This window comes from Bacteroides sp. AF32-8BH (genome assembly GCF_003435205.1).
In the GTDB taxonomy this organism is placed as follows: Bacteria; Bacteroidota; Bacteroidia; order Bacteroidales; family Bacteroidaceae; genus Bacteroides; species Bacteroides ovatus.
In genome coordinates this window covers 176,776-189,753 of sequence record NZ_QVLZ01000006.1, presented here as the reverse complement: position 1 = coordinate 189,753, position 12,978 = coordinate 176,776, and the positions used below count along the sequence as shown (strand labels likewise).

Below are 12,978 nucleotides of genomic sequence, written 5' to 3'. Positions count from 1 at the left end.
CAATAACAATGAAAACAAAAAAGCTAACAATCGCAATTGCCATCGTGGCAATGACTTTTATCGGAACTTCATGTGGTAACAAACAACAGAAAAGCGCATCAGAAGCGACTACAGAACAGTCTGCATCTTCCGCCTTGGAAATTGATTCTCTTCTTGCCAATGCCGAAAGCCTTGCAGGACAAGAAGTGACCATTGAAGGCGTCTGCACACATACCTGCAAACATGGCGCAAAGAAAATCTTCCTGATGGGTAGCGACGATACCCAAGTGATCCGTGTAGAAGCGGGCACTTTGGGAGCATTCGATCCTAAATGCGTGAACTCCATCGTTCGTGTTACCGGAACACTGAAAGAACAACGCATTGACGAAGCCTACCTCCAGAACTGGGAAGCGCAACTCAAAGCACAGGCTGCCGAGAAACACGGAACCGGTGAAGCCGGATGCGACTCTGAAAAGAAAGCACGTGGTGAAACAGCCAACAGCCCTGAAGCCCGCATTGCAGATTTCCGTGCAAAAATAGCCGACCGCAAGGCAGAAACAGGAAAAGAGTATTTATCTTTCTATTTCATGGAAGCTGACTCGTATGAAGTGGAGTAGTAACATCCGTAAGTGGAGTCGGCTCATACACCGTGACTTATCATTTTTCTTTTCCGGAATGGTATTGATATATGCCATTTCCGGAATTGTAATGAATCACCGTGACACTATTAATCCGAACTTCTCCATCACACGGAAAGAGTATAAGATAGCAGAAAAGCTACCGGATAAAGCAGGAATGAATAAGGAGAAAGTGCTCACTCTCCTGGAACCATTGGGAGAAAGCGGCAACTATACCAAATATTACTTCCCGAAAACGGACGTAATGAAAGTATTCCTGAAAGGCGGCTCCAATCTCCTGGTAAACGTGAAGACAGGAGAAGCGGTATATGAATCCGTCACCCGCCGCCCGCTTATCGGAGCAATGTCCCGCTTACATTACAACCCGGGACAATGGTGGACTTACTTTGCTGATATTTTCGCCATCGCTCTTATTATCATTACTCTCTCCGGCATCATCATGCTGAAAGGAAATAAGGGTATTATCGGCAGAGGAGGAATTGAAGTCATTGTCGGAATCTTGATTCCCATTCTTTTCCTTTTCTTCTTTTGAATAGAATAACAGATAAAATCAAATGGAACATATTATCGAATGTAACAATCTGACGCACTATTACGGCAAACGGTTGATTTACGAAAATCTTAGTTTCACAGTACCCAAAGGACGCATCCTGGGACTGTTGGGAAAGAACGGTACGGGCAAGACCACCACTATCAATATCTTGAGCGGTTACCTGCAACCCCGTTCAGGGGAATGTCGCATCTTCGGACAGGAGATTCAGACAATGGCACCGGCTCTGCGTCGCAATATCGGACTGCTCATCGAAGGTCATGTGCAATATCAATTCATGACCATCACCGAGATAGAGAAATTCTACGCAGCTTTCTACCCCGGTCAATGGAAAAAGGAAGCGTACTATGAACTGATGAATAAGTTGAAAGTCGCTCCCGGACAACGTATCTCACGTATGTCATGCGGACAGCGCTCACAAGTTGCCCTCGGACTTATCCTTGCACAAAACCCGGAACTTCTAGTATTGGACGACTTCTCACTCGGACTCGATCCCGGTTACCGCCGCTTGTTTGTCGACTATCTCCGTGACTATGCCCGCTCGGAAGGGAAAACCGTCTTCCTGACCTCACATATCATTCAGGATATGGAACGACTCGTTGATGACTGTATTATCATGGACTACGGAAAGATACTGATTCAGAAACCAATCGTCGAATTACTGGAAAAAGGACGTCGCTACACTTTCACTATTCCCGAAGGTTATGAACTTCCTGCGTCTGATGATTTCTATCATCCTTCTGTCATGCGAAACCAGTTGGAGACTTTCTCCTTCCTGCAACCGACAGAGACAGAAGCAAAACTGAAATCAATGTCAGTGCCTTACACTAATTTTCATAGTGAACAGGTAAATTTGGAGGATGCATTTATCGGCCTGACAGGCAAATACTGATTAAATTAAGAATAAGAATTGGCTACTCGTAACCCACAAATCATAATTCATAAATCATAAATCCTCAAAAATGTACGCTATATTTTATAAAGAATGGATAAAGACACGGTGGTATTTTCTGCTTGCCGTGCTCGCCACACTTGGTTTTACAAGCTATTGTATGCTTCGCATCAACCGGGTGGTAGAAATGAAAGGGGCAGCTCATGTATGGGAAGTCATGCTGCAACGCGATGTTATCTTCATTGATATGTTGCAATATATCCCCCTGATTGCCGGAATCCTGATGGCAATCGTGCAGTTTGTCCCCGAGATGCAACGCAAATGTTTGAAACTGACTCTCCATCTGCCTTATCCGGAACTAAAAATGACGGGCAATATGTTACTCTCCGGACTCATATTGATTCTTGTCTGTTTTGCTTCTAATTTCCTGTTGATGGAAGTATACCTGAACGGAATACTTGCCCATGAACTGAAGAACCACATATTGCTCACCGCTTTAACGTGGTATCTTGCCGGGATTTCCGGCTACCTGCTCGTCGCATGGATCTGCCTCGAACCGGCATGGAAACGTCGTATTCTGAATCTCATTATCGCTGTATTGTTACTCCGGATCTTCTTTCTGTCGCCCACACCGGAAGCATATAACAAGTTCCTCCCTTATTTAGTGGTTTATACTTTGTTGACAGCTTCTTTCTCGTGGCTTTCTATCGTACGATTTAAGGCCGGAAAGCAGGACTAAACAATTAAAAATTAAAGATTAAAAATTAAAAGATTGAGAAATGAGACGTTTCAGTACCATACTATTATATGTAACCATCGCTTTCCTGCTTCTTTGGCAGTTGCCTTGGTGTTACAATTTCTTTGTCGTAAAGCCGGAGAAGACTCCCTTTACCCTATATAGTTTCGTCATTGGCGATTTCGCACAGATGGGACAGGAAGAGGGAAAAGGAAGCGTGCGTCGCGACTTGGCAGGAAACATTTATTCGGAAGCTGCTTTCGACAGCATCCTGCCTATGTTTTACTTCCGCCAGTTGATGTCTGACGAGCGTTTTCCAGATACCATTCAAGGAATCGCAGTGACTCCCAAAATGGTGCAGACGGAAAACTTCAACTTCCGCAGCGTTCCTTCGGATATCAATGCGCCTTCTATCGGACTTTACCCGCTAATGGAATCCATGTCAGGACGTGTGGATTTAAAAATGCCGGATGATGTATTCCGCATCACCTCCAAAGGGATCGAATTCATCGACATGGCTACCAACAGCGTGAAGGAAGATAAAAGCCTTCAGTTTACCGAAGCTATGACTAAGAAAGATTTTCGTTTCCCGGCAACGGAGATTGTAGGAAATCCGACGGTGAAAAAGGAGTATGACGAAGGTTACCTTCTATTGGATGCCGACCGCCGTCTGTTTCATCTGAAACAGGTGAAAGGGCGTCCGTATGTCCGTGCCATCACCTTGCCTGAAGGACTGACGTTAAAGCATCTGTATCTGACCGAGTTCAGAAACAAAAAGACGCTTGCTTTTATGACCGATGTCAACAACGCCTTCTATGTGTTGCAGAATCGGACGTATGAAATCGTAAAAACAGGAATCCCGGTATTCAATCCCGAAACGGATGCACTAACCATTATCGGTAATATGTTCGACTGGACGGTACGTGTGACTACTCCGACCTCTGATAATTATTACGCATTGGATGCCAACGATTATTCGCTGATAAAGAAGCTGGAGAATGAATCGAACGTTCATCCCATGCCAGGTATTACGTTCACATCTTACACAGATAAATATGTAATGCCGCGCTTCGAATAATGCTTCAATAATTGAATGTTACATTGGTGAGGGGTTATCCAAAGGTCAATAAATTAGATATGACTTTTGATAACCCCTCACTGTTTCCTTTTCGCGCATTTACAGAAAACAAAAGAATCCATAATCATTTCCTCAATAAATAGGGGCTTTTCCAGCAAGAAAGTCTATCTTTGCCTACTCATTCAACCATTTAAACCGCAATTGCTTCTGCATTATACACAAACAAATACGGTAAAAACAAAAAAACTCAAATTAAAAACCGTATGAAAATTTACCAAGCATTTGCTTTCCTAAGTCTCTTTATTATGTTGTTCTACAATTGTTCGCTTCCTGCTGATGACGAAGAAAAGGGAGATTTAGAAGGAGAAGACACTATCACGCCCGAACTTCCCTGGGAAGGAGAGATGGACAAATTCACCATCAATTCTAAAGAAGGAATCCATCTGAATGATCCACAGGAAGACGCCGGAACAGCCTATGTCACCATTCCTTCTACCTCTGTAAAAAATACCCGTTGGGAATTTGGAGTTCACCTCACCTTTAATCCCTCCGCCAACAATTATGCACGATTTTACCTGACTTCTTCCTCAAACATTCTTTCCGGTAACTTAAACGGCTATTATATTCAGATAGGAGGAGTTAAAGATAACGTAACTCTTTATCGTCAGAACGGAGACCAGTCTAAACTACTGGCTTCGGGAAGGGAACTGATGAAAGGAGACTCTTCACCAAAACTATATATAAAAGTAGAACGTGACAATTATGGTTACTGGACTTTCTGGACACGGCTTGATTCCGAGAATGAATACGTAAAAGAAAAACGAGTGAAAGATACGAATATACAGACTTCACTCTGTTGCGGCATATACTGTATCTACACCAAAACACGATGCAAAGGATTCACATTCCATCACATACAGCTATCTAATGACGTAGAAACGGACACTACACCTGATGAAACGCCTGATAACCCCGGAACAGACATTCCGGACAATCCGGACACCCCCGAATTACCGGAAGATGTAAGAGGTATGCTTCTTTTCAACGAAATCATGTATAACAATGCTACTGATGGTGCAGAATATATAGAAATCTACAATCCGACTGAACAGGCTATCATTTTACCGGCACTTTATCTATATAAGATGTATAAAGACGGGGCAATATACAATACTACCATCCTTCAAAATGAAAGTCCTTCTACTCCCCTAACCATTCCTGCCAAAGCATATCTTTGCTTCACGAAATACTTCAACAGAGTCGTTCAGAAACATAAAGTCGGTGGAGAAAATATAATAATTATACCGAACTTCCCGGCACTGAACAATAATGGCGGGTATCTGGCACTTTCAAGTAGTAAAGAGACTGCACCAGGACATACTTTTGACACTTGTTGTTTTAGAGATGAAATGCACACCATTGATAAAATAACCGGCGTTTCGCTTGAAAAGAAATCTCCGGAGTTGTCCTCGCTCAACAAAAACTGGCGTTCCTCCAAACATGCCACCGGAGGCACACCCGGAATAAAAAATATGTAAGAGTATGTATATCTATGATAAATTCCCTACATTTGTAGGCAAAGTAAACAAGTTCCGGATATTCATCCTCAAACGAATTTAAACAGCAGATATGAGTCCAGCCGTTATATCTATTACTACTGTGGCATACTTTATCATCCTGTTCACTATCTCTTATATAGCAGGACGCAAAGCCGACAATGAAGGATTCTTCGTAGGAAACCGTAAATCAGCCTGGTATATCGTTGCCTTTGCCATGATCGGTTCCACCATTTCCGGAGTCACCTTCGTTTCCGTTCCGGGTATGGTACAGGCAAGTAGCTTTTCTTACCTGCAGATGGTGCTGGGATTCATAGTAGGACAAATTATCATTGCATTTGTACTTGTTCCCCTCTTTTATCGCATGAATCTGGTTTCCATTTATGAATATCTGGAGAACAGGTTCGGAAGCTCTTCCTACAAGACGGGAGCCTGGTTCTTTTTTATTTCAAAGATGCTAGGGGCAGCCGTCCGGCTCTTTCTCGTATGCCTGACATTGCAGTTTCTTATCTTCGATCCTTTCCATCTTCCATTCCTGTTGAACGTAATTCTTACTGTATTTATCGTATGGCTTTACACTTTCCGCGGTGGAGTGAAATCATTGATATGGACGGATGTTCTAAAGACATTCTGTCTGGTAGTGTCAGTTGTACTTTGCATCTATTATATTGCTTCCAGCCTCCATCTGAATTTCAGTGGTTTGATTAGTACGATTTCAGACAGTGACTTTTCCAAGACATTCTTTTTTGACGATGTCAATGACAAACGATATTTCTTCAAGCAATTCCTGGCAGGTGTATTCACCGTTATTGCCATGAACGGGCTCGACCAGGATATGATGCAGCGCAATCTTAGCTGCAAGAACTTCCGGGACTCACAGAAGAATATGATTACCAGTGGAATCTCACAGTTCTTTGTCATTCTGCTTTTCCTGATGCTGGGAGTACTGCTATATACGTTTACAGCACAGCAAGGCATTGAGAATCCGGAAAAAAGCGACGAGTTGTTTCCGATGATTGCTACCGGAAATTATTTTCCCGGCATAGTCGGAATATTATTCATTATCGGACTGATAGCCTCCGCCTATTCTGCAGCGGGTTCTGCCTTGACGGCACTGACCACTTCCTTTACTGTAGATATTTTACATGCACAGAAAAAAGGAGAGGCGGCACTTAGCCAAATACGCAAACATGTACATATCGGTATGGCAGTTGTGATGGGAGCAGTCATTTTCGTATTCAATCTGCTGAACAACACGAGTGTGATTGATGCGATTTACACACTGGCCAGTTATACGTATGGCCCTATCTTAGGACTGTTCGCTTTCGGCATCTTCACCAAGAAACAAGTTTATGATAAATATATTCCGTTGGTAGCTATCGCTTCTCCTATTCTTTGCTATATCCTGCAAAGAAATTCGGAAGCATGGCTCAACGGTTACCAAATTAGTTACGAGTTGTTGATAATCAATGCCCTGTTCACATTCCTTGGACTTTGTTTGTTCATCAAAAGACAAGACAAAGAAACATCTTACACAACTCATACTACAAAACAAAAAGTAAAATAATGAAAACAACAATCAACTGTTTTCTTCCTTTCAGCCGGTTGGAAGAAACTGTGCAAACAGTTAAGGAGTTACGTGCATCGACGCTGGTAGACAAAATTTATTTATTGGCATCGCCAATTACCAATGTCTGTATTCCCGGATGCGAACTCATCTCTGTAGAGAAAATGCAGTCTACACAAGCAATGCGAGCTATTGCAGAACATTCTGATAAAACATATACCTTGCTCTATACCAAACACACTGCACTAAAAATAGGCATGTTCGCTCTTGAAAGAATGGTTCAAGTAATGGAAATGACCCAAGCTGGCATGGTATATGCAGACCATTACCAACAGATAGACGGTGTGCAAAAAACAGCTCCGGTCATTGATTACCAACCCGGTAGCCTGCGTGACGACTTCAATTTCGGCTCGGTTTTACTGTTCAATGCCAACGCATTCAAGGAAGTTATAGAAAATACGGAAGAGGAATATCAATATGCAGGCTTGTATGATTTGAGACTCAAAATATCCCAAAAGAGCAAACTGGTACATATCAACGAATATCTATATACCGAAGTAGAAAGTGACAAGCGGAAAAGCGGTGAGAAGCAGTTCGATTATGTAGACCCTAAAAACCGTCAGGTACAGATCGAAATGGAACAGGCATGCACCAACCATTTGAAGGAAATTGGCGGATATCTTTATCCTATCTTCCGTCCTGTAGACTTTTCTTCCCACACTTTTGAGTATGAAGCTTCTGTCATTATACCCGTACGCAACCGTATTCGTACAGTCAAAGATGCCGTACGCTCGGCACTGAACCAGCAAACGACCTTTCCGTTCAATGTCATTGTCATCGACAATCATTCGACAGACGGGACCAGTGAAGTTCTCCGTGAACTTAGTTCGGACAAGCGGCTGATTCACGTCATTCCCGAAAGAGATGACCTCGGTATAGGCGGATGTTGGAACATAGGTATCCATCACGAGAAATGCGGAAAGTTTGCCGTCCAACTTGATAGCGACGACGTGTATAAAAACGAACATAGCCTGCAAATCATTATTGATACTTTCTATAAACAGAAATGTGCAATGGTAATCGGCACTTATATGATGACTAACTTTGATATGCAGGAAATTGCCCCCGGCATCATCGATCATAAGGAATGGACACCCGACAACGGACGAAATAATGCATTACGTATCAACGGTCTGGGAGCTCCCCGTGCATTCTACACACCTATTCTTCGGGAAATCAAAGTCCCGAACACAAGCTATGGAGAAGATTATGCCCTTGGATTGAAAATTTCACACGATTATCAGATAGGCAGAATATACGACGTGATTTACCTTTGCCGCCGTTGGGAAGGCAACTCGGATGCTGCACTGCCTGTTGAGAAAATCAACCAGAATAATCTATATAAAGACCGACTTCGTACGTGGGAATTGGAACAGCGCATCCTGCAACAAGAAACGACATTAGAGAAAATTCAGCAAAGAATCGAACAGTTATTCCAAAAGCAAACTCTTTCTTGGGAACTAGCCAAAGAGAATTACCAGGCATTGAAACAGTATCGGTCACGAACAAAAGAAATATCCAAATGGTTTGGTAAGCAATATTTAGATGCGAACCTATTCCTTAATCCGAAACGTATTCTTTCGACTACCGCACAGACAGATACTGCCTCCATTCACTCACGGCCTTGCTTCCTCTGCCAAACAAACCGACCGCAGGAACAAGAATTCATCAGTTATAGGAATTATCAGATACTGGTTAATCCCTATCCCATATTTAAACACCACTTTACAATTGTAGATAAGGAACACAAGTCGCAATCCATAGCCGGGCGTTTTAAAGATATGATAGAATTCACCGACATAATGAGAGAATACTTCCTTTTGTATAATGGACCGGAATGTGGAGCTTCCGCTCCCGATCATGCCCATTTTCAAGCTTGCAGTAAAGAGGAAAGTATGCAGGGATCATATTACGATCACATAGATTTAATAGATAACGACAAGGTGCGAATTAGTTATGAAGATTTCCCGTACAGTTTCATCAGGATTCAGGCGAAAAATAAGAAAACAATGTCGAAAACCTTTCATCTGATTTACGACATTTTAGCTGCCAATAACAACGGAAAAGAACCAATGATGAATATTCTTGCCTGGTATGGTTTGGAAATCACCAAAGAGCATTTTGGAAAGAACTACGACGATCAATTTGAGTCAGTGGCCGAACACCCTTACAATTGTATTATCTTCTTACGCAGCAAACATCGTCCCGACTGCTATTACGCAAAAGGAGACGAACAAATTCTCATCAGTCCTGCTATTGCTGAAATGAACGGCATATTCCCTATAGTACGTGAAGAGGATATGGAGAAACTGACTCCTGAAAAGGTATATGATATCTATCGGGAAATATCTATATCCAAAGAAAAACTGCAAAAAATACTAGAACGTATTAAAGCTGTATTATGACTCAACCTCAAATAACAGTCGGTATCCTTTCCGGGAAAGAGATTGAATTCTCTTTCCCGGTGAAATTTAGTTCTTCTGTCGGAACGAAAATTTCCGGAACACAGAAAGTTATTTATCAGGATGGGAAGATTCATTGGCAAGGGAAAGAGTACGACGAATTATCCTTCATTCCTCCACAAAATGCGCATGCTTTCTTTGAACTGAAAGATGTGACCATCGGAATCAACTTCCATTGGGAACGCAAAGAAGTCCAGAAATTCAAAGGGGAATTAAAGATTATCATCGAAGGAGAACAACTAACCGCCATCAATGTGATTTCCATTGAGGAATATCTTACCAGTGTAATTTCATCCGAAATGAGCGCAACAGCTTCTTTAGAACTACTAAAGGCTCACGCCGTCATCTCCCGAAGCTGGCTACTTAATAAGTTGAGAGTTGAGAATGGAGAGTGGAGAGTTACTGTGCAGCCGGATAGCGCAGCCCACTCTCCACTCTCCACTCTCCATTCTCAATTTATAAAATGGTATGACCATGAAGCACATAGAAATTTCGATGTATGTGCCGATGATCATTGCCAGCGTTATCAGGGAATTACACGAGCCTCAACACCACAAGCCATCGAAGCAGTCTCCGCCACGCGGGGGGAAGTGCTGATGTATAAAGGAGCGATTTGTGATACCCGTTTCTCTAAATGTTGTGGCGGAGCTTTTGAAGAGTTCCAAAATTGTTGGGAAAACGTAAAGCATCCTTATCTAATCAGACAACGGGATAGCAAGACTGAAAAACAACTTCCCGATTTGACCATAGAGGCGGAAGCTGATAAATGGATACGTACCTCACCTGTTGCTTTTTGTAATACGCAGGATAAGAAAATTCTAAGCCAAGTACTAAACAACTACGATCAGGAAACGGCAGACTTCTACCGTTGGAAAGTCAACTATACCCAACAAGAACTTTCAACACTGATTCATCAACGTTCGAGAATTGACTTCGGGCAAATTCTGGATTTAATTCCTATAGAACGTGGAACGTCGGGACGTCTTGTCCGATTGAAAATTGTAGGAACCTTGCGAACGCTTATTATCGGGAAAGAACTGGAAATACGCCGTACCTTATCTACTTCCCATCTGTATAGTTCCGCCTTCGTAGTAGACAAGGAATATGAGGAAAAAGGACATAAAAAGGATAAAATCCCTTCACGATTCATCCTTACCGGAGCCGGATGGGGGCATGGAGTAGGACTTTGCCAGATTGGTGCTGCCGTAATGGGAGAGCAAGATTACAAATATGAAGAAATACTGTCTCACTATTACCCCGGCAGTACGCTCGAGAAACAATATCAATAAAAAAGAATAATACCATGACAACCCCCACTACAAAAAGAAATCCCTGGAGCTGGATACCCACCCTCTACTTCGCAGAAGGGCTGCCATACGTAGCGGTAATGACGATTGCTGTTATCATGTACAAGCGTTTGGGATTATCCAATACGGAAATAGCCTTATATACTTCCTGGCTCTATCTTCCTTGGACTATCAAACCGCTATGGAGTCCTTTCGTCGACTTGGTGAAAACGAAACGCGCCTGGATTATTGCCATGCAAGGTTTCATCGCTGCCGGATTTGCAGGAATAGCCTTCTTTATTCCGACTGCTCATTATGTACAGTTGACTCTCGCCTTTTTCTGGTTGTTGGCGTTCAGTTCCGCTACGCATGACATCGCTGCAGACGGTTTCTATATGCTCGGGCTCAATAATAAGGAACAATCTTTCTTTGTCGGTATCCGGAATACTTTCTATCGGCTTGCCAATATTTTCGGGCAGGGAATTCTAGTCATGCTGGCAGGATGGCTGGAAACATCACAGAACAATATTCCCTTGGCATGGAGTATTACATTCTACCTCCTTGCCGGATTATTTCTGGCTCTTACTATCTATCATCGACTTATCCTCCCCCATCCTGATTCGGACATTAAACGTCCCGGACTCACACCGGGTAAGTTGTTGGGGGATTTTCTCCTGACCTTTGTCACATTCTTTCAGAAAAAGAACCTCGGTCTCATGTTCTTTTTCCTCCTCACCTATCGGTTGGGAGAATCACAGTTAGCCAAAATAGCTTCTCCTTTCCTGCTCGACACGACCGATAAAGGTGGACTGGGTTTATCCACAGCAACTGTCGGAATGATCTACGGTACCATAGGTGTCATAGCTTTATTGCTCGGTGGAATCATTAGTGGTTTCCTCGTTTCCCGTGACGGATTCAAGAAATGGATATTACCCATGGCATTAGCCATCAACATTCCCGATCTATTATATGTATGGATGGCTGCCGCCACTCCGGACAATCCTATATTTATAGCCATTTGTGTAGCGATCGAACAGTTGGGGTATGGTTTCGGCTTTACCGCTTATATGCTATATCTGATTTATATAGCAGAAGGTGAACACAAAACGGCGCACTATGCTATCGGAACCGGATTTATGGCACTGGGCATGATGATTCCGGGGATGCCTGCCGGATGGATACAGGAACACCTCGGATACACAAACTTCTTTATCTGGGTTTGTATTTGTACCCTACCCGGTATCGTCGCCTCATTAATGATTCGCAACCGACTGGAGGATTCTTTCGGAAAGAAACAATAAAAAACTCAAAGATATGATACTCATTGCAGATAGTGGTTCCACCAAAACCGACTGGTGCATCGTTTTCAACGGCACCCCAATCAAACGAATGGGAACGAAGGGAATTAATCCCTTCTTCCAATCAGAAGAAGAAATTCAACAAGAGCTGACACATTCCCTTCTGCCACAACTACCGGAAGGAACGATCAACTCCGTCTTTTTTTATGGTGCAGGATGCACTCCCGAAAAAGCTCCCGTCCTCCGGCGGGCTATTGCCGACAGCCTGCCCGTCATCGGGAACATCAAAGCCTACTCGGATATGCTTGCCGCTGCCCGCGGACTATGCGGACATGAAGCAGGGATTGCCTGCATCCTCGGCACAGGTTCCAATTCCTGTTTCTACAACGGTGAAGAGATTGTCAACAACATCTCCCCTCTTGGATTCATCCTGGGAGATGAAGGAAGCGGCGCAGTCTTAGGAAAACTACTGGTAGGCGATGTACTGAAAAACCAGCTTCCGCCTGCCATCAAAGAAGCTTTCTTAAAACAGTTCGACCTGACGGCCCCCGAAATCATCGACCGCGTTTACCGCCAACCCTTTCCGAACCGTTTTCTGGCTAGTCTCTCCCCTTTCCTTGCACAGCACTTGGAAGAACCGGCTATCCGTTCACTAGTACTCAACAGCTTTATCGCTTTTCTCCGCAGAAACGTGATGCAATATGATTATAAGCAATATCCGGTACATTTTATTGGTTCCGTAGCTCACTGTTACAAGGAGATTTTGCAGGAGGCTGCGCAAACAACAGGTATTCAAATCGGTAAGATTCTTCAAAGTCCGATGGAAGGACTGATTCAATACCATCAACAATAATTCTTTTACCTATTGTAATTTAT

Annotated in this window: 11 protein-coding genes; all 11 read left to right on the top strand. The window is 43.1% G+C overall.

The window, feature by feature from the left end:
- The first annotated feature begins 8 nt into the window (after window positions 1–8).
- The gene (locus DWZ47_RS06080; RefSeq protein ID WP_074635887.1) at window positions 9–596 is read left to right on the top strand and encodes a hypothetical protein; all 588 of its coding nucleotides are present in this window, start codon (window positions 9–11) and stop codon (window positions 594–596) included.
- Window positions 583–1,149 carry a PepSY-associated TM helix domain-containing protein gene (locus DWZ47_RS06075; RefSeq protein WP_004305100.1) on the top strand — a complete coding sequence of 189 codons (567 nt, stop codon included), beginning with the start codon at window positions 583–585 and terminating at the stop codon, window positions 1,147–1,149. Before DWZ47_RS06080 ends, DWZ47_RS06075 begins: the two co-directional genes overlap by 14 nt.
- Before the next feature lie 22 nt (window positions 1,150–1,171).
- Window positions 1,172–2,059 carry an ABC transporter ATP-binding protein gene (locus DWZ47_RS06070; protein WP_117512559.1) on the top strand — a complete coding sequence of 296 codons (888 nt, stop codon included), beginning with the start codon at window positions 1,172–1,174 and terminating at the stop codon, window positions 2,057–2,059.
- A 70-nt stretch (window positions 2,060–2,129) separates the two neighbouring features.
- Window positions 2,130–2,798: a hypothetical protein gene (locus DWZ47_RS06065; protein ID WP_117512558.1), complete on the top strand. Its 669-nt coding sequence runs from the start codon at window positions 2,130–2,132 to the stop codon at window positions 2,796–2,798.
- Between the two features lie 40 nt (window positions 2,799–2,838).
- Window positions 2,839–3,873 (top strand): DUF4857 domain-containing protein, encoded by a 1,035-nt coding sequence (locus DWZ47_RS06060; protein ID WP_117512557.1) that lies wholly within the window; start codon window positions 2,839–2,841, stop codon window positions 3,871–3,873.
- Window positions 3,874–4,136: 263 nt separating this feature from the next.
- Window positions 4,137–5,411 carry a lamin tail domain-containing protein gene (locus tag DWZ47_RS06055; RefSeq protein WP_117512556.1) on the top strand — a complete coding sequence of 425 codons (1,275 nt, stop codon included), beginning with the start codon at window positions 4,137–4,139 and terminating at the stop codon, window positions 5,409–5,411.
- A gap of 91 nt (window positions 5,412–5,502) precedes the next feature.
- Complete coding sequence (locus tag DWZ47_RS06050) at window positions 5,503–6,996, top strand: sodium:solute symporter (protein ID WP_117512555.1); 1,494 nt, start codon at window positions 5,503–5,505, stop codon at window positions 6,994–6,996.
- Window positions 6,996–9,461: a DUF4922 domain-containing protein gene (locus DWZ47_RS06045; protein ID WP_117512554.1), complete on the top strand. Its 2,466-nt coding sequence runs from the start codon at window positions 6,996–6,998 to the stop codon at window positions 9,459–9,461. The genes DWZ47_RS06050 and DWZ47_RS06045 overlap by 1 nt, the downstream gene beginning before the upstream one ends.
- Window positions 9,458–10,807 (top strand): SpoIID/LytB domain-containing protein, encoded by a 1,350-nt coding sequence (locus DWZ47_RS06040; protein ID WP_117512553.1) that lies wholly within the window; start codon window positions 9,458–9,460, stop codon window positions 10,805–10,807. Before DWZ47_RS06045 ends, DWZ47_RS06040 begins: the two co-directional genes overlap by 4 nt.
- A gap of 14 nt (window positions 10,808–10,821) precedes the next feature.
- The gene (locus DWZ47_RS06035; RefSeq protein ID WP_022199305.1) at window positions 10,822–12,105 is read left to right on the top strand and encodes an MFS transporter; all 1,284 of its coding nucleotides are present in this window, start codon (window positions 10,822–10,824) and stop codon (window positions 12,103–12,105) included.
- Between the two features lie 13 nt (window positions 12,106–12,118).
- Window positions 12,119–12,955, top strand: coding sequence for an ATPase (locus DWZ47_RS06030; protein ID WP_009039792.1), 837 nt, complete (start codon window positions 12,119–12,121; stop codon window positions 12,953–12,955).
- Window positions 12,956–12,978 lie beyond the last annotated feature (23 nt).

Excerpts from the sequence above, each read along its gene's own strand:
- DWZ47_RS06055 (WP_117512556.1), top strand. The coding sequence starts at position 4,137 with ATGAAAATTTACCAAGCATTTGCTTTCCTAAGTCTCTTTATTATGTTG.
- DWZ47_RS06080 (WP_074635887.1), top strand. The coding sequence starts at position 9 with ATGAAAACAAAAAAGCTAACAATCGCAATTGCCATCGTGGCAATGACT.
- DWZ47_RS06075 (WP_004305100.1), top strand. The coding sequence starts at position 583 with ATGAAGTGGAGTAGTAACATCCGTAAGTGGAGTCGGCTCATACACCGT.
- DWZ47_RS06035 (WP_022199305.1), top strand. The coding sequence starts at position 10,822 with ATGACAACCCCCACTACAAAAAGAAATCCCTGGAGCTGGATACCCACC.
- DWZ47_RS06040 (WP_117512553.1), top strand. The coding sequence starts at position 9,458 with ATGACTCAACCTCAAATAACAGTCGGTATCCTTTCCGGGAAAGAGATT.
- DWZ47_RS06045 (WP_117512554.1), top strand. The coding sequence starts at position 6,996 with ATGAAAACAACAATCAACTGTTTTCTTCCTTTCAGCCGGTTGGAAGAA.
- DWZ47_RS06060 (WP_117512557.1), top strand. The coding sequence starts at position 2,839 with ATGAGACGTTTCAGTACCATACTATTATATGTAACCATCGCTTTCCTG.
- DWZ47_RS06050 (WP_117512555.1), top strand. The coding sequence starts at position 5,503 with ATGAGTCCAGCCGTTATATCTATTACTACTGTGGCATACTTTATCATC.
- DWZ47_RS06065 (WP_117512558.1), top strand. The coding sequence starts at position 2,130 with ATGTACGCTATATTTTATAAAGAATGGATAAAGACACGGTGGTATTTT.
- DWZ47_RS06030 (WP_009039792.1), top strand. The coding sequence starts at position 12,119 with ATGATACTCATTGCAGATAGTGGTTCCACCAAAACCGACTGGTGCATC.
- DWZ47_RS06070 (WP_117512559.1), top strand. The coding sequence starts at position 1,172 with ATGGAACATATTATCGAATGTAACAATCTGACGCACTATTACGGCAAA.